This is a genomic window from Pseudomonadota bacterium, assembly GCA_030859565.1.
Lineage (GTDB): Bacteria > Pseudomonadota > Gammaproteobacteria > JACCXJ01 > JACCXJ01 > USCg-Taylor.
In genome coordinates, this window is record JALZJW010000052.1 from 1 (window position 1) to 24,450 (window position 24,450).

Sequence of the window (24,450 nt, forward strand, 5' to 3'; positions counted from 1 at the left end):
CCGCCACCCGTTACACTGTGTTTCCATAAGGCCGTCCTCGTCATTGTGCATAACATGCTGATCGAACACATATTATGCCACGAGATACGGCCTTTTTCTTGGCTATCGGTGAGAAATCCGGGCTAGCTTCGGCACTCTTTTACCGGTAAGAATTGCTGAATTGCACCCCTGGTACGCTATTGCAACCCTTACGGCCTCGACCGGAAAGTTACCGATTCGCCCCTCTGGCACGCCCATTCTCTCTCGCTCGCACATCCTAACTCCCTGACTGGCCAGGTTATATCGGGACACGCCAAGCCGGGCATGAAGAATGCTGCCCAGCCAGCCATGGCTCAGGCGCGGCGCATGCTGACTGCACCCGTTTGCCTCCCCCTTTGCCCGCCCTGGCGTGCCCCTCCCCTATCCGGCATCACGGGCGGGATTCTTTTTGACCTCGCGCGGATCACTTACTACCGGGTCAACGTCAAGATTTCCTTCGCGATAGAGGGACGATAGTCCCGAGGCGGATCGGCGTCGCTCGCACGCCGCCACCTTGCAACAGGCGCACCCATCCTGTTGCGCTGAGCACGAGAGTTCAAGGCAAGCCGTTTTAGAGGAGGAGCGCGATGAGTAACCAACTGCCCTATACCCCAAACAGTTCGCCCTCAATGGCGCGCAATGCTTGATCGCTATCCGTGGATCGATCAGATCTTCTCCTGGATCGACAGGCAATTAAGTTACGCGCGGAATGGGGCCGTATCATCGAGCCACTTGGCAAACACCTGCCCGCGCTTTGTCGAGGGAACCATCCACTTCGGGATGCAGCTTTTAATTACGGTTTTCTTTCTGTTCTACTTTTTCCGGGAGCGCCACCGAATGCTTGCGGCCGTTCGTTCGTTGCTTCCGGTCTCCGAGGGAGGCCATGAACACACTGTCGGGTTGTTGGGGTCTCAGCGAGGCATAGTAACGCGCAACATCGCGCATCTGCGCTAGGCTCAAGCCGGCAGCAACCCGGCGCATGATGTGAGCATAGTCGGATCCGCCGCGCTGCTGCGCTTTGAAAAGTTGTAGTTGCAGTACGAGATAGTCGGCATACTGACCGGTGAGCACGGGATAAGCCGGGTTGCGGCGCACGGAACTCGGTCCATGGCATGCAACGCAAGCAGGCACTCGTTGTTTCGGGGCGCCATCCTCGGCTATCTTCTTGCCACGCTCGTTCGACCGAGCCGTTGTCCGGTCGGGGGGCATCGCTGCACGACCCGGCAAGCTGGCATAGTAGCGAGCTAGCTCGCGCATTTCGGCGCTACTAAGGGCCGCCGCAATCGGCTCCATGATGCCGCTGTGACGTTCGCCGCGCGCATAGGCCTCCAGCGTGGCAGCCAAGTAGGCAGGGCGCTGACCCGCAAGCTTCGGGAACGCGCCGCCGCGACCTCGGCCATCGGTACCGTGACAACGCGTACAGCCTTTGGTGACTGCGATAGGCGTTGCCACCGGATCGGGGGAACGCTCTGTCAGCGCAACTGTGTTCTCGCCATATGCCAGCCAACGATATTCCTCGGCACCGAGGCTCGGGAGCTTACGCAGAAATGCCACCATCGCCCACACTTCATCGTCACGCCCCAACGCGGGCCAGCCTGGCATCCCGGTGAATTTGACGCCGTGCTTCACCACGTAGAAGAGATCGTCGGAGCTCCACTCGGAAAGCCGCGGCGGAAGGTGGGGCGGCCGAGGCGTCATGGCCTCTGCGAACCTCGGGGGGCGTTGTGGGCTGCCGTGGCAAGGAGCGCAACCCGTCTCGTAGTGACCGGCGCCTTTGAGCACCAGCTCCGGCTCGTCGAGAGCCGGGGACTCTATGCCTAAGCTCTGCGTAAAAATGGACCGACGCATGGCAAAGTGCAAAAACCACTCAGTGATTGCCCAGTGTCCGGAGCTGGCTTTGATCGGCACGATCCCGGACGCGGCTATCAGGAATCCCCCGATGGCGAGCCCGCCGAGGATGACGGCAGTATACCGGGGCCAGTGATTCATGGCTGCGACCGGTAAGATTTTAGGCCAGCCCTGTTTATCCCCGCCTCTTTCCATCTCAGTAATCCGGCCATCAGCCCAAGACCACCGAGGAGGTAGGATACGCCACCGATGAGGAGCATAATCGCCCCGCCGAGGGCTTGGTCCTCGAGCGGCGTGAGCCCGCCGAATCCGCCCGCATGCACATAGAGGGCTCGCGGCGCGAGCGCGAGCAGTGCCCCGAGCAGCGTCATGTGCATCGAAGTCAGCAGTAAACCCACGACTCCTGCGGCGCGGCGGGCGCCGTGTCTGCCATTACCGCCGTAAGCGGATAGCCACAAGAGCAGAGCGGAGATCAGAAACATTCCCTGTTCGGCTATCGAGCCTATGGTGCTATAGCGCGCCGCATGGTGTAACGCGGGTGCGTGCCAGGCCCACACTACAATCAATTCCAGCACGGAGGCGGGAATGGAAGCGAACAGCCGCGGCATTTTTAGCACCGGATCGAACCGCCCGCCCGTGACTCCCAGTGCCAGGAGCGGCGCAGCGACTGCTACTACGCCCATGTGCATCAGCATATGCGCGGAAAACGCCCGGCGCGCCGTTTCAGCCAGCGGCCCCAACCACACGGCGGCGAGCGTGAAGAGTCCCAATAGGAGTAACAAGCGGCGCATCAGTAACAGCTTTTGAAGAAGAAAATTACCAGGCCCGCGTAAATGACAGCTACCGCGCTTAATGCCGACAACAGCAGCGTGGCGAAACCTAAGAAGCGGTGCCGATCTTCCGGCGTATCATCGTCGTGCGGTAGGGTCGCGTTGCCGTGGCTGTGCGTGCGGTAGCCGATCCGGCCGACGATCCCGATCGCGGCGAGCGCCAGCGCCGTGTAGACGGCGATTGCCACCCGGACGCTGGCTAGCGAACCGCCGAGGCCGACGACTTTCGCGCACCAGATGGCGGCGGTAATGTAGCACAACAGGAAGTGCGCGGCCCAGAAGATCGGCGAGGCGGTCAACAGCCACAGACTCTGTTCCTTCTCCGCGGTCTCAGTCATCTTCCCCCTCACGCCACCAGCGGAAATCCGGCGATCACCGCGACGGTTACGACGGCGGTGAAGGCGGTGAAGTGCCAGTACAGCGCCACGTTGTGGATGTCGATGTCGTAACGCGCCGTCATGCGTCCTGCCACTCTACGCGCTATACAGTAGAGCTGCATGATGACGCCGATCAGGACCTGTAATGTTGTCCAGATAACGAGTATCCAGACGGTCGCGGGATAGACGTGGCTGGTCGGGTCGAGCTCGGTGACCCACGGGCCGGCGAGCAACGCTGCTCCCCCGGCGATGGCCAAGATGCTCGAGAGCAATAGCCCGGTGTAGAAAGCGCTAGCATGGTTATTGCGGTTCCAGCGCCTTGCCAGCGCCGTCTGCGCCCATGCTCCGAGCAGCAACAGTGCAGCCACGAGAGGCCAGAAGTGCCCTGGCCCGGGCGCCGGATCGGGCGGAAAATCGGTGCGCACCGTCCAGAAGAAAAAGTAGCCAAAGACCAGCGAGATGAACGCCGTCAGCACCGCCAGCATCGTGATGAACATCGCCCACCAGCCAGCCGACTCCGGCCCCGACAAGTAGAGCGGCAGCTTCAAACCGAGGCCGACATCCTTCTGCGCTTTTTCGGGGATGAGGGCCGTCCCCGTCCACAGCCAGTAAATGATGATGGCGAGCGACGCGAGCAGGCTCAGGAGCGACGGCCACCACAACGAGAAAGTGCCGAAGATGAAGAAGCCGCCCATCGTCAGCGCGGCCCACAGCGTGATGAACGTCGGCCCCGGCAGTCGCAGGCATTGCTCGGGCCGCGCGTCAATCACCGAGGTCAGAATTGATTCGCGCTTCCCTTCTTCGGCGTCGGCCAGGTAGAACCGTCCCTCGTCCACGTCGCGCAGAAAGTTCGGCTGCTCCCAGAGCGGGTAGCGGCTGTCAATTTCAGGGATCGAGCGCATGCCCCAGGGCTTGCCCGGCATCTCCTGCGTCCACTCCAGTGTCCCGGCATTCCACGGATTGCGCTCTGAATAAGACTGCTTCTTTTTCGGACGAACCATGTCCCAGAAGACGATGGCGAGGCCCGCCGCCAGAATAAACGCGCCGACGGTCGAAACCAGATTGAGCGTGTCGAAGCCCAGCCCCGCCTGATAGGTGAAGACTCGGCGCGGCATCCCGCGCAGCCCCGTCAGGTGCATCGGCAGAAAGGCGACGTTGAAGCCGGTGAATGCGAGCCAAAAAGCGATCTTTCCCAATTTGTCGGAGAGCCTTTTGCCGTTGATGAGTGGAAAAAAATAATAACAACCGGCGAGGATCGGAAAGAGCGCACCGCCGATCAACACGTAGTGAAGATGGGCCACGACGAAGTAGGTGTCGTGGGCCTGAAAATTGAACGGGGCTATCGCTACCATTACGCCGGTCAAGCCGCCCAGCACGAAAATCACCAGGCTGCCGAAGGCATAGAGCATCGGCACCGAGCGCACCGTGCGCCCCGCCGCGAGCGTCGCGATAAAGCAGAAAATTTGCACCCCGGTCGGGATCGCCACAGCCTCCGAAGCCGCCGAGAACAACCCGAGCGAAATGCCCGGCAACCCGGTCGTGAACATGTGGTGCACCCAGAGCCCGAAGCTCAAAAACCCTATGCCCACCGCCGCTAGCACGATCCACCCGTAGCCGACGATAGGCCGCTGCGCGAACGTCGGCACGATCATCGCCATCAGCGCCATCGACGGCAGGAAGATGATATAGACCTCCGGGTGGCCGAAGAGCCAGAACAGGTGCTGCCACAAGAGCGGGTCGCCGCCGCCCGCCGGGTCGAAGAAGGGCCAGTGGAAGGCGCGCTCGACCTCCAGCAGCAGACTCCCGGCGATGAGCGGAGGGAAAGCGAACAGGATCATCGCCGCCGCCACCAGCACGTACCAGATGTAGAGCGGGATGAGGTTGATGCGCATCCCCGGCGGGCGGGTTTTGAGCGCCCCGATGATGATTTCGACGGCGGCGGCAATCGCGGCGATCTCGATGAACGAGAAGCCCAAGAGCCAGATGTCCGCGCCGATGCCGGACTGATATTTGGAGGTCAGCGGCGGGTACATAAACCAGCCGCCGCGCGGCGCCGCATTGAAGAAGATCGAGCCGCACAAAAATATCCCGCCAAGCAAAAAGGCCCAGAAGCCGAAGGCCGACAAGCGCGGGAAGGGCAGTTCGCGCGCCCCGAGCATCTGCGGCAGAAACATGACCGCGATGGCCTCGAAGATCGGGATGGCGAAGAGGAACATCATCACCGAGCCATGCACCGTAAAAGCCTGGTTGTAGAGGTCGGCGGAGAGAAAGTCGTTGTTGGGCCGGGCGAGTTGCAGGCGCATCAGCAGGGCCAGCACGCCGCCGAAGAGCAGAAAGAAGAAGGTCATCGCCGCGTACCAGAGGCCAACCACCGAGTTGTTGACCGCCGACCAGTAGCGCCAGCCGGTAGGTTGCTTCCAGGCTTCGAGCAGTCGTTCTGTCTGAGCGCGCTGGAGTTCTTCGGGTGGAGCCGCTGTGAGCGGCTCTGGGTCGATGCTCATCGGAGTCCTTCCAGATAGACCGCCAGCGCTTCGAGGTCTGCTTTCGGCAGCATGCCGAAGGCCGGCATGAGAACACCGGGCTTCGCTTGATCGGTGCGGGCGATCCAATGCAGGAACGCTTTCGGCTTGTTGGGCAGGATGCCGGCGCCGATGCTGAGCCGGCTCCCCACGTGAGTCAGATCCGGACCTACCACACCGTCGGCCGGCGTGCCGCGGATCGTATGGCATGCGCCGCAACCGTTCGCCAGGAAAGATGCCTGTCCGCGCGTCGCGAGAGGAGTGCTTGGCGGCAGTGCCGATGCGCGTTGCTGCATGAACCAGCGGTCGAAGGCTGTTTTTTCTTCGACCCTGACATAGAAGCTCATCAAGGCGTGAGAAGTCCCACAATATTCGGCACAGGCGCCGCGAAAGACGCCAGTCCTGGTCGGTGTCAACGCAAGCCGGGTCACGCGACCGGGAATCATGTCCACCTTGCCGCCGAGCGCAGGGATCCAGAAGGAGTGAATGACATCGGGGCTTTCCAGCCGAAACTCCACCGGCTCGCCGACCGGCAGATGGATTTCGTTCGCCAGCACCACGGGTTCGCCGGCGTGAGGTTCATAGCGAACTCGCCACCACCACTGTTCACCAGAGACGGCTATCTTGAGGCTGCCTTCCGGCGCCGGCGCCAACAGCACGGGTATCGGCGCTAGCCCATAGATCAGCAACGCGGTCAGCACGATGGTGGGAACAACGGCGCCGCCGCCCACGATCAAATACTTCGCGCGGCGCGGTTCATGAGAACCGGGGCGAGTCCGGAAGGCATAGATCGCGAGAGCGATCACGGCGATCCAGATAACGATGGCGCCTCCGGTCATCGCCCAGAAGATCTCGGCGATGCGTTCGGCGCCGCGTCCCGCCGGCTCGAGCGTCGATTGGACGCCGCCGCAACCGGCTAACGACAGTGCGCCCAGAGGAGCAAACGGCGATCGTCGTCGTGCCGTGCTTCGTGCCGCGCCTGCTCGCCGGCGCGCACCCCCATCCACTCGGCGAGGAGATCTGGGACGATACCCGCATGGGGCTTCCCGAGGGCTTCCATGAAGCTCGCCGCAATGAGTTCTTAGCTCACTCCCCCCTCGCACAAGACCGGCGTGTGGAGTGAGGGGCTTGAGACTCGGTTGGTCACCGTGTACCACGATACGTGACGACGGTCTGTTTTGGGCTTTCTTTGCTGGGGCTGCTACTCGGGCTTGTGAGCCGGTGGCTGCTTCGAGAGCACGAGTCCCTAAACGATGACCCGATTCCAGCGTCCGTATTGGTTTCGCACCGGGCCGCGCGGGACGGACAAACCTATCAATATAACCCCCGCGAGTACCCCGGCCCAGTCCGCGAGCGGCGTACCGCCATCGAAGAGCAACGGCGCGCCGATCAGCGCGATCCCGAACAATATGTTGATGAAGCGCAGCGGCCGCGCCATTTCGGCCAGCGCGGAGATCGATACGGTGATGATCAGCGCGCCCAACAGATGATCACTGTCTGCTTGCGCGCCTATGGTGCCGAAGCTGAGCCGGGTACACATGAGCCAGATCCCGACCGCCAGCGAAGCGGCCAGACTCCACGGCAGGTTGACCCCCCCGCCCAAGCTTTCCCTGATCACGGTGCGCGCCGGCGCCGCAAACTCGTCTCTCGGACCTTTGCTGCCGCCCTCGATAGTGTCGCCGAACAAGAACGCCCGCAGGAGCGATTGACCCTGGCGCCGGCGCTCGAGCAGGAACTGGCAGGAGGCGAGCAGCTCGTCAAACGAATACGGGATCTGCAGCAGCATCGCCACCGCGGCGACCAAGCACAGCGTGCACCAGGTGCCGATAAGGATCGGCTGAATGATGATGAAGAAAATACTGACCGCGCCCAAGGGAACGATCATGAGGCCGAAAAGGATCACCACCCAGGGCGCGGTGCGCCAGCGCCGCCGATCGCCGAAGAAGCCGGTGAGGATCTCCAGGATGTACGTCACCGCCCCGAGTCCTGCGTCGGGAACCGGCCAGGCTTTGGAAACCTCGGAGGTGATGATCCGCTCGGTGCCGTCACCGAAGAGCGGATCCCATGCGGAGTCGATATGACCCAACTGGTAAGCGGCGAGGTAGCGGGACACAAACAGGCCGACGAAGGCCAGCGCGATGATCGGCAGGCGCTGTAGCCAGCCGGAAGGGTTGTAGTCCCATCCCGGAGGAATATCCGGCCCGCTCGCCAGCGCGACGGGGCTCACGCCGGGTACGGGCGGCAGCAGGATCGCGAAGCCGATCACCAGCGTGCCGACCAGCGTGTCGTTGAGATAGGCGGCCGCACTCGGCGTCCAGAACACCAGCGGGGCGAACAGGAGCCAGATCCCGGCGGCGGCAGTTGCGAACCGTGCCCAGCTCATGCGGCCTGACAGGGACAGCAATGCGAGGATCATCACCGCGGTCCCGCTTGCGATGTCGTTCCAAACCATCGCGGCATCCCCGTAGGCAAGCATGGGAGGGCTTGTTACCAGCCAGGCGCCGAGACCCATATTCGCGAAATGCGCCCACCGGCTGCCGGCGCGCGCCTCGCCCATAGACGCCTCGTGGCTGCGCAGCAGCCGATCGCCGGGGATCTGCTGTTGTTCTGCCTCCTTGAGCCAAAGAGGCGGGATGAGGTCGTGCTCGTGATACCACGCCAGCGGATCGGCGCGAAGTGCCTCGACCATCTTGGGCAGCGTCTCGTGCAACGAATGCTTGGGCTCCCAGCCTAAGAGCGTGCGCGCGCGGGAGCTGTCGATCTCAAAATGGTCGTCAGCCATCTCGACCATGTAGGGCTTGATGAACGGCTCTTCGCCCTGATCGATAACGTCCGGCACGAGCAGCGCCGCCTTGTGCTGGAGCCAAGCGCCGGCCTTGGCCGCCAATTCCGGCACCTGCCGGGTCTCCCATTCGGTCTCGCCGTGGATCAGAAACGCCAGCCGGTTTTGCAACGCCTCGTAGCTCATCACCTGCGGCTCACCGACCAGCAAAGGAAGCTCGGCCGGGAGCGATTCGCGGCGCTCGACCAGACGCACAAAGGCATCGATCACATCTTCGATGTGGATGAAAGACTGCCCGATCGCGGGGTCCGCGGCATACAAATGCGCGGCCACGTGGCGCTCGTAAATACGCCGGATCTGATGGGCTAGAAAGGCAGAGCCGCAGCGGTCATTGTACATGCCGGCGATGCGCAGCAGCACGTAAGGGATCTGACCGCGGTGCTTGCGGATCGCCTCCTCTGTTTTCAGTTTCGATTGCGGGTAAGGCCAAGTGGCTTCCAGCGGGGCATCCTCGGCGATCGGCAGTCCCGGACGGGTCGGCGCGTGGACCAGCATGGTGCTGGCATACACGAACTGCTCGATGTCGAAGCCTTGCAACGCGCCGAGCAACCGCCGCGTACCGTCCACGTTGACGGCATCGTACAGCGGATTGGGTTCCCCCGAGAGATCGAAATACGCTGCCAGATGCAGCACCGAAGCGATGCGACTGCCATGCTGCTCTTTGATCTCTGCGAATCCCCGCCGCACGCTTTCATCGGAAGTCAGATCGACAGCGACGCTTTCGTGAGAGGAGTTCTCGCAATCACGGTCTACACCGACCACGCGAAAGCGCCCCTCGAGTGCATGACATAGCGCCGAGCCAATGGCGCCCTCGCTACCGGTGACGATGACGACAGGCTTAGGATCCCTCATGCACGCCCACCGGCGCAGTTATAATACCGCCAATGGTTATTAGTTATCACTCAGCATCACCCTATTAACGCCGTTGCACTTGCTCCCCTTACAGCCTAGACCGGAAAGGGTTACCGATTCAGCCCCTAATGCACACCCGTACCCTCTTCCTCGCGCACCCTAACTCCTTGACCGGGCGCGTTTATGTCGGACATGCCAAGCCGGGCATGAAGAATGCCTTCCAGCCCAGTCATGGCTCACCGGAAGAACTAAGGACCTCGACTATGGCGCATGCTGACTATCCCCCGTTCGCCTCCCATTTGCCCGCCCTTGGGGTGCCCCTCCCCTAACTGGCATCACGGGCGGGATTCTTTTTGACCTGGCGGTGGGGTTGGCGAAGTAGTGTACTACGGACGCTCCCAGGACGCCGAATTGCGGTAAATTCCCGCTGAGCAAAGGTGGTTAAGGCCGGTGGGCAACCTATGAGAAATTTAAGACCAGCGCGTTCGCGTATCCTAGCGCGAAGTAAGCAGATACCTTGATGGTCAAGATAACCGGAAACCTAGAGCCTCAGCCTGAGTGATCTCTGGCATATCTGCCGTTTGGAGCAGAGCTGCTACCGTCACTATATCTTCGATCCGGAGAAGATCGTCGTGCTCCATGACTTCGCGTGGCTCCTGATCCAGCGGCAGGCACTGCGGGCTTCTGTTCAGCCGGCACCAGCCGCCGCACCACCCAAAAATTACCGCTACAGGCCGCCGCTCCCAATAGACAGAACGTCATAGCGGCCGATGACCGGCGCTGCTGGCTTGGCTTGTATTACGTTACTCCTCGCAGCCCATCGCGGTGTAACTTAGGCGTGAGCCCGAGCGCGATCGCGCAAGCTCCGCACGACATCGTGGTTGGTCAATACGCCCTGATACTGCCGCTCGATCACGGTGCGAACGTCACCGGGTAGGTCCTGAGCCAAAGCGTCTTTGTATCGCCGCACGGCAATATCCTCGCCACGCTCGCATTCGGCCAGCACGCTGCCTCGTCCTTACCGGTGATCACCGCTTTGACGTTCAGCCACCCGCGATGCAAGGTACCCGAGATGCTACCGTGCGTATCCGGATCGCCTCCGAGACGGCGGACTTCGTTTTGTAATTCGCTTGCCGCCTCCGCGCAACGTTGCGCCCGCTCCGTGAGCATGCAATTGATCTCGCCGCCCTCGACATTCTCGGCACAGGCACAAAATCCCATTTCGCCATCTTTACAGGTTTCGATAACCTCGTTAATCGTAGAAATCACTTGTTGATTATCCATAGCTCCTCCGTTCCACCTCGCTAGATCCTGCCCAAGAGCAACAAAATCAGTACCACCAGCAACACTGTGCCAAGGATACTGCTCGGACCGTAGCCCCATCCGCTGCTGTACGGCCAAGACGGTATGGCACCGATCAAAAGCACGATCAGTACAATCAATAATATGGTTCCTAATGACATCGCTTTGCTTTCTCCTATCTCATAAATCTATCTCATAAATCGGTATGTCTACGCTCGGCTCACGGGCGTACTACCGCAACTCCTCAGGTGTTGCATCCTCGCATGAGGAAAATGACCAATAGGACGGGTATGGGCACGCCTAGAAGCCACAAAAGGATAACCAGCCTTGCCTGCTTGCGACTTCAAGGTCGCAGGTCGCTTGAAGATGCGCCGCAACTCATTTTTCATTCCCATGACACTCTCCTCTACGTTCGTCTCCAACCGTTGGTTTGCTCCGCGGCCATACCAGCAGCCGCGGAGCGCAATATCCGGATTTACTATAGGTTCCTGACCCACGAATCGGCTTCTTCCTGGGCCTTTTCCTTGGTATAGCCATACTTGGTCTGCAACCGACCGACTAGCTCTTCGCGCTTTCCTTCAATGACATCTAACTCGTCGTCGGTAATATCACCCCACATTTGCTGCGCCTTGCCTTTGACCTGCTTCCAATTACCCTTGACTTGATCCCAGTTCATATTTTCTTCCTCTATGTCTATTTCGGTTTGTGCTATAAACCCGCGACTCAGCCGCGGATATCCAAATCGATTTCAAGTACCGTGCCGCTAAACGGCATTACGTAATTTACCTTTCGGGTTAGTGGGATAGCACAGTCGCTTCGGCGAACGGTGAAGTCGCTCATGCAGATTAGCAGCAAGAATTTCCGGTTGATCTTGTAAGCTTTACGCAAGGCCGCCACCTGGATTTTGGATTAGGGTAGGTAAGACGTAGCGCCTAACCTACCCCGCTGACGCGGCCCAGGATGTCATGGCGTGACATTCCCCGGGATATATATGTCCGAGCTGAAGATCCGAGCATTCGCCGATCACGATGTCCTGGATTTCCCCAATGCTTTCACCGATGATAATGATCCAGGTAAACATTGCGCCGCTGGACGTGTAAGATTTGCAACGACGCAAAGTAATATTTACACGAATTAAACGCAGGGCTTCTTTTAGGGGAACCGTTTCGGAATTATTACGAGCGCAAACTGACGCGATTGTTCATCTCGGAGCACCAGCCAATAGCGGGCATAAAATGTGCTGATAAGCAATTTACACCTGATACCTGTCGGGTGAGGATCCCATCCCTTCACAACCAATTCGCCAAACGGGAGAATCAAATGAACAAGTTAATTTCTATGGTACTTGCTGGTCTTGTACTCGGCTCGCTGGCCGGTTGCGATGAAGGCCCTGCGGAACGAACTGGGGAGAATGTGGACGAGGCCGTGGAAGAAATGAAGGATGAAGCCGATGACGCGACCGATGCGCGTTGATATGCACTAACTCGGCTGTGGCTCTCTCTCGGAGGGAGATTGAGGACCTGCCGCAATACCGCTCGCGGTTGCAGTTCCTCCCCCTGATACGCGCGCAAAGGCCGGAATCGGACTCCCTCGATCGCCAATGTCGCGAGAGGGGCAGGCCAGCAGAAAAAAGAGGAGCAAGCCTTCTGCGGCTTGCTCCTCGTCGTTTGTTTGCGCGATTTTAACGCTTGCGCCCTGAGCGTTCGCTACGCTGGACCTCGTCTGCGGTAGCCTCGGCCATCCGTTTCCCCTCCTCCAATCCTTCCTTTGCAATCCTGCTGCTTTCCTCCAGCCCCGTTTGCAATTGCGCGGAAACCTCCTGCACTTGTTGCTCTATCACCTGCCCAAGATTAGATTGCATTTCCGCGAAGGTCTCGTTGGTTTGCCGCATATAGCTCAGCGTCTTCTCGGCACTGGCTTCGAAAAGCCGGCTCATTCCGTTTTCGCCCGCATCGAACATCTTCGAGCAATTCGGCACACCAAACAGGGTCGCGCCTTTTGCCTGATACTGCAGGAACGTTCTAACTGCCGCTAGCTGAATATCCATCACCCGCGCGGTTCCCTGCAAAAAGATCTCCGCGAAGTTCATCGCTTGCTGTGTCCCCGTCTCGCGTTGCTGCATACCTTCATTTGTACTCATGTTTCCTCCTCACTCGGTTTGGGTTTGCGCTAATGGCGGTAGTCTACTCGCCGCCATTGTGCATTGCAACGCAAGCACTATGCCCATAGGAATTCATCAGGAAAACAGTCGCTTAAAAATATGCGGCGACGGCCCAAGTGTAGGGATTCGGAAAATTGAGAAAATCGTTTGTAAAAATGACAAGCAAATCCTCGGACACATCTCGCGGGGGTCACGTCTTATGCGGGTGGCTGCGCGGCACCGCGACCCAGCCGCTTTCCGATCCTCGGCTGGGTCGCCTCCTTGTACAAATACTATTGGTAATAACCCTCGAGCTGTTTATTCCAGTCTTGGTCCGCCACTTCGGGCCAGTCATTATCTTTGAAGCTCGGCGCGTTCTTCCACGCGGTCTGGTCTACGTTGAGCACAAAGCCATCCGCTTTGCTGTTCAGGCTCAGGGCCCTCCAGGGAACCGCGCGCAGCGTATCGCCCATTCCTAGCAGGCCGCCAGAGGAGATCACGACATAAGCAATAGCCCCATTGTCGAAGTTAAGCACGAGATCGTGGATTTCACCGAGAGCTTCGCCCTGGGAATTATTTACATTCATCCCAATAACAGTCTTAGCGCGGTGCGTCTGCGCGAGATCTTGCCGGAGATCCTTGCGCCCCTCGGTAACATCTTGCCTTTCTTCCATCACATCCTTGCGCTCTTCCGCCACATCCTGTTGCTCGTCACGTTGCCCTTCGAGCACATCTTGCTGCTCCTCTCGCACGTCCTGCTGCGCGTCGCGCACATCCTCTTGCTGTTGGCGCACTTCTTCGCGCTGATCCTCGACATCCACCGCTACTACCGGCGCCGCCATACCGACAGTCAGCGTCGAGACGGCCAAAAACCTGTATATATCTCTCATGATAACCTCCACATTAATACTCCCGATTGCGGACCTGCGCCGCCGATGAGACACCGGCATTCACCCCGCGAATACGGCGAGTTCAGACCCTCGACATCAAGCCATCGATTGTTTGAACGTGCATCCGCTGAGTTGCTACTAGATCGCTGATGAGCGTCTTCTGATCTTGGGGTATTTCCGCATCGCCCAGAAAATCCTCATACTCTTTCAATCCGCTTTCCTCGCCTTCCTTTAAGGCCTTCAGCGTCGCCTTGTCACCAAAGAGCTGGGCTGTTCCCATGACAATCGTGGACCAGGTGCCCCATGCGCCGGAACTGTGTACCGGCTCACCGCCCTTTTGCCGAATTGCCGCCTCGATCCGGGAGGCTGCTCTTTGATGGTCGTCGAGAATTGCATTCATTGCATCAATCGCCGGTATGTGCGCGGGATCGGTGTCTTTTTTCTCTAAAGCCTGCTGATAGGTTTCTATCGCCGACAATTCGCTTTTCAGCACTTTATTCATTTCATCGTGCATCGTATTAACCTCCAGGTTCGTTGACGTTCGTGCCACCGCGAGCACCGCTCCTCGCGGTTCGTCTGTATCCTGACCACACTTCGTGCCACTGGATATGTCTCTATAAATCAACTTGTTAAGCGAAGGAACGACGATAGATGTCGGTAACAATTACCGGCCGGTCGAGTAACTTCTACAGAATAGTTGGGTCGACAGAGTGACGCGTTTGCGGCCGCCACTAACGAGACGCAGCAGCCGCCCCGCCCTTCCGGCCTCCCTTCCTGGCGGGAGCCTTGTTCACGGTTTTGCCGCGGCCGGAACCGCTTTTCTTACCGCCGCCGGTCATCTTATTAACGGTTGCCCAGGCGCGCGCTTCGGCCTCATCCTCGGGCACGCCGCGCTCGAGGTAACCTTCTACGATGTGCGCCGCCTGACGCTTTTGCTTATTCGTGTAGCTTGACTTGTCTCCTCTTGCCATGGCGATCTCCGGTATAGTTTCCTAGGCTGCTTATGCGCCTGTAACTCTTTGGAGCCCGTTGCCGGACCCAGTCATTTCGGATTGGGTCCCGGCAGGCGAAATATGTCCGATGCGAGTCACTCGCTAAAGAGTACCGGCATCTACCACCATCGCCATGAGGTTCGACCCCACCCCATGAGGAGACTAACAGCAAATACGATTAGGAAGATCCAAAATAGGGCTTGAGCAATCCCGGCGGCGCTGGCGGCGATCCCGCCGAAACCGAAGAGTGCGGCAATTAATGCAATGATTAGAAACAATGCGGCGTAACTTAGCATCTGAAAACCTCCTGTCCCATTGGGGATACGTTGAACTGCGTCGGCTCGACAATAAGCTGGTCAAACAGGCAGCTGCTCGCACGGACCTACCCCGAGGTCGGCAATGACTGTGCCAGCCGGCAACCTCAGCGTAAGTCACAGTTTCGCTTAGCAAAGGTATTATTCTTGACTACACTGTCAGTAAGTATTACCGCGGGAGGCGTAAAGCTTACCGGCGTTTTTTTGGTGAAAAATATAGCGAAGCCGTATCTCTACGCTACCTCGGCAAGGCATGCTATCCGGTAATCTTTACGTCCGCTCTGCAATATTTACACACCGGTATAATGAATGAGCGTTGCTATCCATTTGATCCTAAGTTCTTTTGTGTCTCCGGTTAGCTAGGCACCCTTCGTGCGTCGCGGTAAGTTGGAAGCTCCTGACCGAACCTATCGTAAGTCGCGTGGGATCAATGGATCTAAGGAGCCAACGGATTGTTTCAGGGTGAGCGATCAAGAAATCGATTCACTATTGGCCGCCTGATCCGGGCCAAGCGGTAGCCTCCGAAGTAGATCGTGAGGAAGTCGTGAATGTCCTGATGGCGCGGACCGATATGAGCCGCGAGGAGGCAACGCGTACCGTCGACAATTGGATTAGGACCCTACGAGCGCGCCGCGGTCGAAGCAAACCAGCAAGCGCGCCAGGTAGCGAGGAAATAAAATGGTACTGGCAAGCACATGCGCAAGCGCGGTTGGCTCGGCTCGAATAAGCGCCTGACAGATTAGGAGAACATAGCATGATTTATATGACAGATACACTGGCACGCAATTGGTGGGCTATGGGCCTGCGAGGTCTTTGCGCGCTGCTCTTCGGTGCGGCCATTTTCGTCTGGCCGGGGATATCTTTGTTTGCTTTGGTGCTCATGTTCGGCGTTTATACGCTGCTTGACGGAGTGTGCACGATGGTCTCAACGATGCGCTCGGACAAACGCGAGAAGCGCTGGTGGCTGTTTCTCTTGCAGGGGATCGCCGGGATCATCGTCGGGATAATGGCGTTCATCTGGCCCGGGATCACGGCTTTAGCGCTGCTGTATATCATTGCAGCCTGGGCCATCGTCACCGGTATCTTCGAGGTCGTCGCCGCCGTGCAGTTGCGTAAGGAAATCGAAGGGGAATGGCTGCTTGGATTGAGCGGTATCGCGTCGGTGGTATTCGGGGCGCTCCTCGTGGGGTTCCCGGGCGCCGGCGCGCTCGCCGTTTTATGGATTATCGGGGCCTATTCGATCCTTTTCGGGATCTTGTTGATGATCCTGGCCTTTAGACTACGTCAACGAAACGGACACCGCTCGCACGAGGTCAGTGCAGAGGGGTATGAATAGCCGCCCTCGCGTGTGCCCTGCGGAGAGCCTCTCACCCCTCTTGTATATAGACCGGTCCAAAGCGACCCGTCACGATTTTTGACAATGAAAATTTCGCGTAGCGTAGCGAAAAAGCGGGGCCGGCGAAATCGGACCTGTACCTGTATAACGGGATGGAGTTGTTCGTTAGCTTCAGGTCGATACAAGTCGCTAGCGGGTACATCGCATGGCGACCTATTATTCGACCCCGTAGTCCTTCAGGCGGTTGTACAGGGTCTTCAAGCTGATAGCGAGCATCCTCGCGGTCTCCTGCTTACTGCCGCCGCAGTGCTGGAGAGTGGCGAGGATCAGCGCCCTCTCGGTCTCCTTGAGGCTCTTGCCCACATGAACGTTTAGGGATTTGCCGGACGCAGCGCACGGTGCTCCGAGATCCTGAGGCAGGGAATGCACATCGATCACATCGTCCGCCATGATGAAGGTCCGATGGATGGCGTTTTTCAGCTCGCGGATATTCCCCGGCCAGGGATAACGACTAAGCTGCTCCAAGGCCTCCGGGCTAAAGGTCTTGTGGGTCGACTCCATGCGGTTCATCTCGCCCAGGAAATAGTTCGCGAGCAAATCGATATCGTCACCGCGCTCGCGCAGCGGCGGCATTTGGAGGGGAAAGACTTGCAGGCGGTAGAGCAGGTCTTCGCGCAGCTTGCCCTCGGCTACGGCTTCTTCGGGACTGCGGTTCGTCGCGGCGATCAAGCGCACGTCGGTCTCGATCTGCTTGTCGGCACCTACACGCATGAACGTACCGGTCTCGAGGACTCTTAACAGCTTGACCTGGAGCTCGGACGGCATCTCCGTGACCTCATCGAGGAACAGGGTGCCGCCGTCGGCCTGCTCGAAGTAGCCCTTGTGCTCGCGGGTCGCCCCGGTAAAGCTGCCCTTTTCATGACCGAACAGCTCGCTTTCGATTAGCTGCGGCTGTACTGCGCCGCAATTGACCGGCAGGAACGCCTCTTTCCTGCGGCGGCTCAGGCCGTGGACCGTGTGCGCGACGAGTTCCTTGCCGGTGCCGCTCTCCCCCGTGATGAGAACGGTCGCGGCCGTGGGCGCTACACGGGCGATCTGGTCGTAGATCTTTTGCATCGCCAGCGATACGCCGATCAAACGGCCAAAGCGGCCGAGGCTGCGGAGATCACCTCGCAACTCGTCGACCTCTGCCTTGAGATCGGCGGGGCGGGCGACGACCCGGGACAAGACGTTTTTCAGATGCTTGAGGTTGACAGGTTTGGTCAGGTAATCGGCGGCTCCGAGCCGCAGGGCCTCGACGGCCGTCTCGAGGCTCGCACGGCCCGTAATCAGGACCACCTCAGTCGTGCGGGATTCGATGTCCTGAAAGAGGTCCATCCCGTTGCCGTCCGGCAGCACGAGATCGAGCAGCACAACATCGGGACGCCTCCCGGCCATCTTGTCGCGCGCCTCCCCCAAGCTGCTCGCCGTGTCGGTGGTAAACCCCTGCCGACCGACGAGCTCCGCGAGGCCTGCGAGCGCGTCCAGGTCGTCATCGACTATCAATGCATGGGGCATGATTCGCGTTGCTTGACGGCATGGAGATTCCGAATTGTAAACCATGGACGTGGAATCGAAAAATTCTGCTGATTGGCAATCTGCCCAGGTAAGGATTACTGGGCCGCAGGTAATCCTTGCCGATGGTCCGCATCCGGCCCTCGAAGTGGCGGTCCAGAATTAAACCGCTAGATCAATGAGTTGAGTGGCGGATCCGGGTGTGGCACAAGCCTTGTTATGTCCACTAGCGCGACCCAAGAGGAGAAAAAGGTATGCCGAAACTTCAAGCTTGCTATCGCCTACTGCCTAGTGCGTTGCTGGTTCTTGCGACTCTTGCATTGTTCAGTGTGGAATGGGCGGCCGCCAGAGGAGGCATGGCTCACAAGGCTCCGGCCTTCGAGCAACTGGGCATCGCTTCATGGTACGGACCGGGATTCCACGGCAAAGAGACCGCGAACGGCGAGGTTTTCAACCAAAACGGCCTGACCGCAGCGCATCGAACCCTGCCGTTAGGGACCAAGGTCGCGGTGACCAACATCATGAACGGCAAGTCAAGGTCGAGATCAACGATCGTGGGCCCTACGTAAAGGGGCGGGTCATCGATCTCTCGCGCGCGGCCGCCATACGGCTCGAGATGAAGGACGCAGGGCTGGCCAAGGTTCAGATCGAAGCGACTCCATCCTATGCAGGGTAGGCCGGCCTACTGGCCGCCACGTTGAGCGGGAACGGGTTGCAGTAATGGCAAGAAGATCTTACTAGAGCGCCGAGGGGACGAGATGATCCACAAGGATGCGTTTCTTTGGCCATCGGTAATCGCATGGAACAGCAAATCGCGGTTGACCGGGCGGCCGATGCGCCGTATAAATAGGGATCCGTCTAGGCTATGAAAACGACTGCTGCGACAAGAGAATGCGGGGAGGAAGCATTTTGGACCGTTTGGTGATCGTGTCCAACCGCGTGGCTGTGCCCCGAACCGGGCGTAAGGTGCCGGGCGGCCTTGCGGTCGGCATCATGGCGGCTTTGAACGAATCAGGCGGGCTATGGTTTGGCTGGAGCGGCGAGGTCGCAGACGATGTCCCCGTCAGGGTCCACACCCTGGAGCAGGATGGGATCTCGTTTGCGACTTTGCCGTTATCGACCCACGATTATCGCGGGTACTACAGAGGGTATGCCAACCGCGTGCTTTGGCCTTTATTTCACCTCCAGATGCACCGGGTCGACTTCCAGCGCCAAGACCTATCAGCCTATGAGCGCGTCAATAAGCAGTTCGCCAAGAAGCTGGTCTCACTCCTCGACGCCGAAGACATCATTTGGGTGCATGACTATCATTTTATCCGCATGGCCTCGGAGCTGCGGCGATTTGGGGTTTCCCAACCCATCGGGTTTTTTCTCCATACCCCATTCCCACCCTATGACGTCCTGCGGACACTGCCTGGGCACGAGGATTTGTTGCGCTGTCTCTGCGCCTACGATCTGCTCGGGTTTCAAACGGAGCTAGACCTGAAGGCGTTCCTACACGCGGCCGAAGATGGGATCGGGGCCACGATTCATCCGGACGGCGCGGTGTCGCTGCGCGGGGCACGCGCCTACACAGGTGTGTTTCCCATCGGTATCGACGTCGATGAGGTGATGAGCCAAGCGGCGAGAGGGCGCAATGCTCTCTATGGCCGGCGCTTGCTCAGGAGCTTGGTCAGCCGCAGGCTGATCACAGGAGTCGACCGCCTCGATTACTCCAAGGGGCTGGTGGAGCGCTTTCGCGCTTATGGACGCCTGTTAGAGCGCTATTCCGATTACCACAAACACGTCGTATTTATGCAGATCGCCGAGCCCTCGCGAGCCGACGTGCCTGAATACCAGGCGCTCCGGCGTACTCTGGAGGCCTTGGCAGGAGAGATAAACGGCCGCTACTCGGATTACGACTGGGTCCCATTGCGTTACATCAATAAGGGATTTGCCCGCTCCACCGTTCTTGGGTTTCTTGCCTTAAGCAGGGTCGGCTTAGTCACCTCGCTGCGGGACGGCATGAACTTGGTGGCGAAAGAATTCATCGCGGCACAAGACCCCGGAGATCCCGGAGCGCTGGTGTTATCCAAGCTCGCAGGGGCTGCGCGTGAACTGAAGGACGCGATACTGGTGAATCCCTACGAAATCGATGATGTGGCGGAGGGGATCGCTAGGGCTATCGAGATGCCAATGAGCGAGCGCAGGCGACGCTGGGAAAACTCCATGGACGTGCTGAGGAAACAAGACATCACGGCGTGGCGTCGGGGTTTTATCAACATGCTTAGAGACTGCGCCGCCGGCAAGGCGAAGCTACCATGGCAGAAGCAGAGGTTGCCCGCAGAGCCTCGATCCTCGCAAAAATTGACTACGGGCCAGGAAGCTCAAGTGCTTTCGATACTCTGATCAAGCCACGGAGCGGAATGTCGATCCACTCCGGCCGGTTCTCCAGCTCGTAGCGGAGCTCATAGAGGGCTTTCTCCAGCGTGAAGAGATCGAGCAAGGCATGCGCGTCGGCGGGAACATTGGGATACGAGGGGCAACCCTCTATCCCCGCTTTATATCCCGCTAAGAATGCGTCTTTCGCGCTCCGTTCCCACGCCTCAACCAGGCGGCCGAGACCCGCGTCCTCGCCATCATCCACCGCGAGGCGCTTGAGCACCGCTTGCGCCGCGTAGTCAAACGAGCGCAACATACCCGCCACGTCGCGCAGCGGCGAGTGCTTGGCCCGCCGCTCCTGGACCGGGCGCGCCGGCTCGCCCTCGAAATCGACGATGATAAAGTCGTTCTCCGCCAGCAGCACTTGCCCGAGATGGTAATCGCCGTGATAGCGAGTCTTGACTGCGTTTGGAACGCTACACGCCAAGGTCGCGAGGTGATCGGCGAGCCGTTTCCGGGCCTCAAAAAGCGAGCCGCACTCGGCGTGTAACGATTCGGGAATAAGTGCGCGATGGCGGCGCAGCAGCTTGAGTGTAGCGAGGAGGTCGGCGCGAACGCGCGCGCCCCAAGCACGGACATGCGGGCGTTCGATCGGTTCCGGATCGAACGCACTATCGCCGCTCGGTTTAGCGAACGCCTGGTGCAGCTCGCCGGTCCGGCGGCCCAAGGTGCGCATCATCAGCAAATACGGACCGTGAACTTCCTCAACCTGGGCCGCGCCAGTTTCGGGAGCTTGCAATCGAGCGCCCTCGAGATAACGCTCCAGATAATCGAGCGTGTACGTCCAGGCATCTCCTTGATTGGCGACCGCGCCTTGCAATAAGCCAAGGGTATAGCTTTTCCCATCGGCGTCCTGGTACTCCACGGCACCTACCAACGGAGCCACATTTGCAAACGGGGAGACTTCGGTGAGAAAGCGTCCGATCTCGAGCTCCATGCTGGTACCGCTTTGCAGGCGGCGATAGACCTTCAAAAACAAGCGCTCCCCTAAGATCGCGGTGGTGTTAGTCCCCGCCATGGCCGGAAGCCTGATCTCGCGCAAGGCCGTCTCCCGGGCGAGCATCCCGTAGGCCGCGGTGCACGTGAACCTGAGACGCCCTTGACCCCACGGCAGCTCGACATTCTGCCCCATGGCGACGACCAAGGCTTCGCAGAAAACAGGATCGGCCAGCGCATCGCACAGCATCCCGATGCGGGCCTGTTGGCGGACCTTAGCCAGCACGTAAGGCGCGACCGCGGGTCCTTGCTCTTCGGTTTCCCAAGCGATGGCCAGCGGCAAAAAATAGCTCTGCTGCGCAAGGCCGGCGAGATGGACATCCACCCGAGTCAGGAGCCCATGATCCCGGTCTTTGGACCAATGCACGTACTCGCGCACTTCGACCCGCTCGATGTGCTCTCCCTTCGCCGCGAACCAGCGCTGACCGGCGATGAAACCGGGAAGGATCTCCCTCTCCAACGCCCGGCGTAGCTTCTCTGCCATCGCCCGCCGCGCGGGTTCCATCTGTTCCGGAAAGAAGCTGCGCCAGCCGGCAAATAGCACCATGACCGGAAGCTCACGAGACGGGAGCAGATCCTTGTGCCAAGGGGGCGCTTCGGCCTCTTCAGCCAAGCGAAACCAGTAAAAACCATAGCCCGGCAGGGTCAAAAAATAAGGTAGATCGCCAATAGGGGGGAAGGATGTTCTTCCGAGCATCTCCACCGGAACCCGGCCTTGATAGGCCGCAAGATCCAATTCCACGGGCTGCGCCGAACGTGCCAGGTTGGCAACGCACAGGATGGTCTCCCCATCCAACTCACGAAGATAGGCGAGGATCTTGCGGTTTCCTGGATAGGAGAAGGCGAGCGTGCCGCGCCCAAAGGTCTTATGCGCCTTGCGCACGGTGAGCAGACGCCGCATCCAATTGAGCAGCGACGACGGATCGCGCCGCTGCGCCTCGACATTGACGGCTTGATAACCGTACACGGGATCCATGATGGGAGGCAGGTAGAGCAGCTGGGGATCGACTTGGGAGAAGCCGCCGTTGCGATCCGGGCTCCACTGCATGGGCGTACGCACGGCGTTGCGATCGCCCAGGAAAACATTATCTCCCATCCCGATCTCGTCCCCGTAGTATATGATCGGCGTGCCGGGCATGGATAGAAGCAGGCTATTCATGAGCTTGATCTTGTCCGGATCGTTGTCCATGAGCGGCGCGAGCCGGCGGCGGATCCCGAGATTCACCCGCGTTCGCGGATCGGCAGCGTAGGCTTGATACATATAATCACGCTCGCGATCGGTCACCATCTCGAGCGTGAGCTCGTCATGGTTGCGCAAGAAAATCGCCCACTGGCAGGGCCCCGGGATCTCGGGGGTCTGGCCCAGGATCTCGACGATGGGGTGGCGGTCTTCTTGAGCGATCGCCATATACATGCGCGGCATGAGAGGAAAGTGATAGGCCATATGGCATTCGTCACCTTCGCCGAAATAATCCCGCACGTCCTCGGGCCACTGGTTGGCCTCGGCAAGAAACATCCGGTTGCGGTAATGGCGGTCCACGACCGCTCGCATCTGCTTGATCACCGCATGGGTCTCCGGAAGATTTTCATTGCTGGTTCCTTCGCGCACGCACAGGTAGGGGATGGCATCCAGGCGCAAACCGTCTACGCCCATATCCAACCAAAAACGCATGATCCGAGTTACCGCACGCACCACGTGCGGATTGCTGAAATTGAGATCCGGCTGGTGAGTGAAGAAGCGGTGCCAATAATAGCCGCGCGCGAGCGGATCCCAGGCCCAGTTGGAGCTTTCCGTGTCGGTGAAGATGACGCGCGTCTCCGGCAATAGCTTGTCGCTGTCGCTCCAAACATAGTAATTGCGCTTGACGGATTGCGGCCGGGCGCGGCGCGCGGCCTGGAACCACGGATGCTGGTCCGAGGTATGGTTGATCACCAGCTCCGTGATTACGCGCAGACCCGAGCGATGTGCCTCGCGCACGAAAGTTCGAAAGTCCTTGAGGCTGCCATAGGCAAGATGAACGTTGCGGAAGTCGGCAATGTCGTAGCCGTCGTCGCGCATCGGCGAGGGATAAAACGGCATCAGCCAAATCGCGGTGACGCCGAGCTCGTGGAGGTAATGGAGCTTCTCCGTCAATCCGGCAAAATCTCCGACGCCGTCCTGGCAGCCGTCGTAGAACGCCTTGACATGCAGCTGATAGATGACCGCATCCTTGTACCAGAGCGGATCGTCTCCCAAGGCCTCGGAGGGTGACGGGATTGCGAGCATTTATGTAACTTACATGAAGTAATCGAAGTCCTGCTCGCTCCGGACATGACGGCGCACAAGAAAAATGTGTGCCGGGACGATGCTGGGATTGAGCTCAATGTAATTGCCCGCGCCGTGCCAGAGGTAATGGGCATCGCTCAGGAGATCATAGACCTGATAGGGCCGGTCCGGATCGATGTCCAGATCCTCGAGCGGCAGCCGCAACCACCCCGCTTGGGTGTGACGAGGGTCGAGATTCACGACCACCAAGACGATCTCGACTGCCTCTTCGCTGTGCTTGCTATAGGCGATGAGCTCTGCGTTGTCGATCGCATGGAAGCGCAGAGTCCAGTCGGACTGCAAGGCGCGGTGGCCCTTGCGGATGCGATTGACGCGCGTGATGAAATTCTTGAGGCTCTCCGCGCGGCCGAGATCCCAATGCCGGATCGCGTACTTTTCCGAGTCCAGGTATTCCTCGGATCCCGGTTCCCGCGCGGTGTGCTCCAATAGTTCGAACGGCGGACCGTAGATCCCGTAGCTCGCGCCGAGCGTCGCGGCCAGCACCAGGCGAACCATGAACGCAGGCCGCCCGCCGAATTGCAGGGTCTCTGTCAAGATGTCCGGAGTGTTGGGCCAGAGGCTTGGGCGAAAGTATTCCCGGGTATCGGTCTGGGTGAGCTCGGTGAAATAGTCCGTGATCTCCTGCTTGGTATTGCGCCAGGCAAAGTAGGTGTAGGACTGGGTAAACCCGAGCTTGGCGAGCCGATGCATGGGCTTGGGCCGTGTGAACGCCTCGGATAAAAAAAGCACCTCGGGATGGACCGCTTTGGCTTCGGCGATGAGCTCCTCCCAAAGCGATAACGGCTTGGTGTGCGGGTTGTCGACGCGGAAGATCCGGACCCCGGCTTCGATCCAAAACATCACAATGCTTTTCAGCTCATCGAAGAGCGCACGGCGGTCATCGGTCTCGAAAT

The 24,450-nt window shown here is 59.3% G+C and carries 19 protein-coding genes and 3 pseudogenes; 5 read left to right on the forward strand and 17 right to left on the reverse strand.

Annotated elements, in window-relative coordinates:
• Window positions 1-807: 807 nt before the first annotated feature.
• The 5 genes from M3436_09465 to coxB are packed head-to-tail and all read right to left on the reverse strand — an operon-like array spanning window position 808 to window position 6,527.
• Window positions 808-2,007 (reverse strand): c-type cytochrome, encoded by a 1,200-nt coding sequence (locus tag M3436_09465; GenBank protein ID MDQ3564349.1) that lies wholly within the window; start codon window positions 2,005-2,007, stop codon window positions 808-810.
• Window positions 2,004-2,657 (reverse strand): cytochrome c oxidase assembly protein, encoded by a 654-nt coding sequence (locus M3436_09470; protein MDQ3564350.1) that lies wholly within the window; start codon window positions 2,655-2,657, stop codon window positions 2,004-2,006. Before M3436_09470 ends, M3436_09465 begins: the two co-directional genes overlap by 4 nt.
• The gene (locus M3436_09475; protein MDQ3564351.1) at window positions 2,657-3,034 is read right to left on the reverse strand and encodes a hypothetical protein; all 378 of its coding nucleotides are present in this window, start codon (window positions 3,032-3,034) and stop codon (window positions 2,657-2,659) included. Before M3436_09475 ends, M3436_09470 begins: the two co-directional genes overlap by 1 nt.
• Window positions 3,035-3,042: 8 nt before the next feature.
• Window positions 3,043-5,574: a cytochrome c oxidase subunit I gene (gene ctaD / locus M3436_09480; GenBank protein ID MDQ3564352.1), complete on the reverse strand. Its 2,532-nt coding sequence runs from the start codon at window positions 5,572-5,574 to the stop codon at window positions 3,043-3,045.
• Entirely contained in the window at window positions 5,571-6,527 is a 957-nt protein-coding gene (coxB, locus tag M3436_09485; protein MDQ3564353.1) for a cytochrome c oxidase subunit II, read from the reverse strand. Before coxB ends, ctaD begins: the two co-directional genes overlap by 4 nt.
• Between coxB and M3436_09490 the strand changes: the two genes are divergently transcribed.
• Window positions 6,518-6,715, forward strand: coding sequence for a hypothetical protein (locus M3436_09490; protein MDQ3564354.1), 198 nt, complete (start codon window positions 6,518-6,520; stop codon window positions 6,713-6,715). The genes coxB and M3436_09490 overlap by 10 nt on opposite strands.
• Window positions 6,716-6,838: 123 nt before the next feature.
• On the opposite strand, the gene M3436_09495 is transcribed toward M3436_09490, so the two are convergent.
• From M3436_09495 to M3436_09510, 4 genes and pseudogenes are all read right to left on the reverse strand, one after another.
• Entirely contained in the window at window positions 6,839-9,286 is a 2,448-nt protein-coding gene (locus tag M3436_09495) for an NAD-dependent epimerase/dehydratase family protein (protein ID MDQ3564355.1), read from the reverse strand.
• An 832-nt stretch (window positions 9,287-10,118) separates the two neighbouring features.
• A pseudogene (locus M3436_09500) lies at window positions 10,119-10,570 on the reverse strand (PA2169 family four-helix-bundle protein).
• Between the two features lie 20 nt (window positions 10,571-10,590).
• A complete protein-coding gene (locus tag M3436_09505) occupies window positions 10,591-10,749 on the reverse strand; it encodes a DUF3309 domain-containing protein (GenBank protein ID MDQ3564356.1) in 159 nt (52 codons plus the stop codon).
• Window positions 10,750-11,066: 317 nt separating this feature from the next.
• A complete protein-coding gene (locus tag M3436_09510) occupies window positions 11,067-11,264 on the reverse strand; it encodes a CsbD family protein (GenBank protein MDQ3564357.1) in 198 nt (65 codons plus the stop codon).
• 644 nt (window positions 11,265-11,908) lie between these two features.
• On the opposite strand from M3436_09510, the gene M3436_09515 reads away from it, so the two are divergent.
• Entirely contained in the window at window positions 11,909-12,061 is a 153-nt protein-coding gene (locus M3436_09515) for a hypothetical protein (protein MDQ3564358.1), read from the forward strand.
• A gap of 208 nt (window positions 12,062-12,269) precedes the next feature.
• Here the strand turns inward: M3436_09515 and M3436_09520 are convergent, their stop codons facing one another.
• The 5 genes and pseudogenes from M3436_09520 to M3436_09540 form a co-directional block, all read right to left on the reverse strand.
• Window positions 12,270-12,710 carry a phasin family protein gene (locus M3436_09520; GenBank protein ID MDQ3564359.1) on the reverse strand — a complete coding sequence of 147 codons (441 nt, stop codon included), beginning with the start codon at window positions 12,708-12,710 and terminating at the stop codon, window positions 12,270-12,272.
• A gap of 311 nt (window positions 12,711-13,021) precedes the next feature.
• Complete coding sequence (locus M3436_09525; protein MDQ3564360.1) at window positions 13,022-13,597, reverse strand: PRC-barrel domain-containing protein; 576 nt, start codon at window positions 13,595-13,597, stop codon at window positions 13,022-13,024.
• A 103-nt stretch (window positions 13,598-13,700) separates the two neighbouring features.
• Window positions 13,701-14,132, reverse strand: coding sequence for a PA2169 family four-helix-bundle protein (locus tag M3436_09530; protein MDQ3564361.1), 432 nt, complete (start codon window positions 14,130-14,132; stop codon window positions 13,701-13,703).
• Between the two features lie 220 nt (window positions 14,133-14,352).
• Window positions 14,353-14,589 (reverse strand): annotated as a pseudogene (locus M3436_09535) (hypothetical protein).
• A gap of 140 nt (window positions 14,590-14,729) precedes the next feature.
• Window positions 14,730-14,906 carry a DUF1328 domain-containing protein gene (locus tag M3436_09540; GenBank protein MDQ3564362.1) on the reverse strand — a complete coding sequence of 59 codons (177 nt, stop codon included), beginning with the start codon at window positions 14,904-14,906 and terminating at the stop codon, window positions 14,730-14,732.
• 781 nt (window positions 14,907-15,687) lie between these two features.
• Here M3436_09540 and M3436_09545 point away from each other — a divergent pair.
• Window positions 15,688-16,260 carry an HdeD family acid-resistance protein gene (locus M3436_09545; protein ID MDQ3564363.1) on the forward strand — a complete coding sequence of 191 codons (573 nt, stop codon included), beginning with the start codon at window positions 15,688-15,690 and terminating at the stop codon, window positions 16,258-16,260.
• A gap of 216 nt (window positions 16,261-16,476) precedes the next feature.
• On the opposite strand, the gene M3436_09550 is transcribed toward M3436_09545, so the two are convergent.
• The gene (locus tag M3436_09550; protein ID MDQ3564364.1) at window positions 16,477-17,817 is read right to left on the reverse strand and encodes a sigma-54 dependent transcriptional regulator; all 1,341 of its coding nucleotides are present in this window, start codon (window positions 17,815-17,817) and stop codon (window positions 16,477-16,479) included.
• A 353-nt stretch (window positions 17,818-18,170) separates the two neighbouring features.
• On the opposite strand from M3436_09550, the pseudogene M3436_09555 reads away from it, so the two are divergent.
• Both M3436_09555 and M3436_09560 read left to right on the forward strand, forming a co-directional pair.
• A pseudogene (locus M3436_09555) lies at window positions 18,171-18,490 on the forward strand (septal ring lytic transglycosylase RlpA family protein).
• Window positions 18,491-18,723: 233 nt separating this feature from the next.
• Window positions 18,724-20,202: a trehalose-6-phosphate synthase gene (locus tag M3436_09560; protein MDQ3564365.1), complete on the forward strand. Its 1,479-nt coding sequence runs from the start codon at window positions 18,724-18,726 to the stop codon at window positions 20,200-20,202.
• Here the strand turns inward: M3436_09560 and treS are convergent.
• Complete coding sequence (treS, locus tag M3436_09565) at window positions 20,165-23,497, reverse strand: maltose alpha-D-glucosyltransferase (GenBank protein ID MDQ3564366.1); 3,333 nt, start codon at window positions 23,495-23,497, stop codon at window positions 20,165-20,167. The genes M3436_09560 and treS overlap by 38 nt on opposite strands.
• Before the next feature lie 9 nt (window positions 23,498-23,506).
• A partial coding sequence (locus tag M3436_09570; protein MDQ3564367.1) for an alpha-1,4-glucan--maltose-1-phosphate maltosyltransferase occupies window positions 23,507-24,450 on the reverse strand: 944 nt, incomplete at its 5' end.

What these genes read in the sequence shown, in the direction of transcription:
- M3436_09465 (MDQ3564349.1), bottom strand. Translation starts at nt 2,007, where the DNA reads ATGAATCACTGGCCCCGGTATACTGCCGTCATCCTCGGCGGGCTCGCC.
- M3436_09470 (MDQ3564350.1), bottom strand. Translation starts at nt 2,657, where the DNA reads ATGCGCCGCTTGTTACTCCTATTGGGACTCTTCACGCTCGCCGCCGTG.
- M3436_09475 (MDQ3564351.1), bottom strand. Translation starts at nt 3,034, where the DNA reads ATGACTGAGACCGCGGAGAAGGAACAGAGTCTGTGGCTGTTGACCGCC.
- ctaD (MDQ3564352.1), bottom strand. Translation starts at nt 5,574, where the DNA reads ATGAGCATCGACCCAGAGCCGCTCACAGCGGCTCCACCCGAAGAACTC.
- M3436_09495 (MDQ3564355.1), bottom strand. Translation starts at nt 9,286, where the DNA reads ATGAGGGATCCTAAGCCTGTCGTCATCGTCACCGGTAGCGAGGGCGCC.
- M3436_09505 (MDQ3564356.1), bottom strand. Translation starts at nt 10,749, where the DNA reads ATGTCATTAGGAACCATATTATTGATTGTACTGATCGTGCTTTTGATC.
- M3436_09510 (MDQ3564357.1), bottom strand. Translation starts at nt 11,264, where the DNA reads ATGAACTGGGATCAAGTCAAGGGTAATTGGAAGCAGGTCAAAGGCAAG.
- M3436_09515 (MDQ3564358.1), top strand. Translation starts at nt 11,909, where the DNA reads ATGAACAAGTTAATTTCTATGGTACTTGCTGGTCTTGTACTCGGCTCG.
- M3436_09520 (MDQ3564359.1), bottom strand. Translation starts at nt 12,710, where the DNA reads ATGCAGCAACGCGAGACGGGGACACAGCAAGCGATGAACTTCGCGGAG.
- M3436_09530 (MDQ3564361.1), bottom strand. Translation starts at nt 14,132, where the DNA reads ATGCACGATGAAATGAATAAAGTGCTGAAAAGCGAATTGTCGGCGATA.
- M3436_09540 (MDQ3564362.1), bottom strand. Translation starts at nt 14,906, where the DNA reads ATGCTAAGTTACGCCGCATTGTTTCTAATCATTGCATTAATTGCCGCA.
- M3436_09545 (MDQ3564363.1), top strand. Translation starts at nt 15,688, where the DNA reads ATGACAGATACACTGGCACGCAATTGGTGGGCTATGGGCCTGCGAGGT.
- M3436_09550 (MDQ3564364.1), bottom strand. Translation starts at nt 17,817, where the DNA reads ATGCCCCATGCATTGATAGTCGATGACGACCTGGACGCGCTCGCAGGC.
- treS (MDQ3564366.1), bottom strand. Translation starts at nt 23,497, where the DNA reads ATGCTCGCAATCCCGTCACCCTCCGAGGCCTTGGGAGACGATCCGCTC.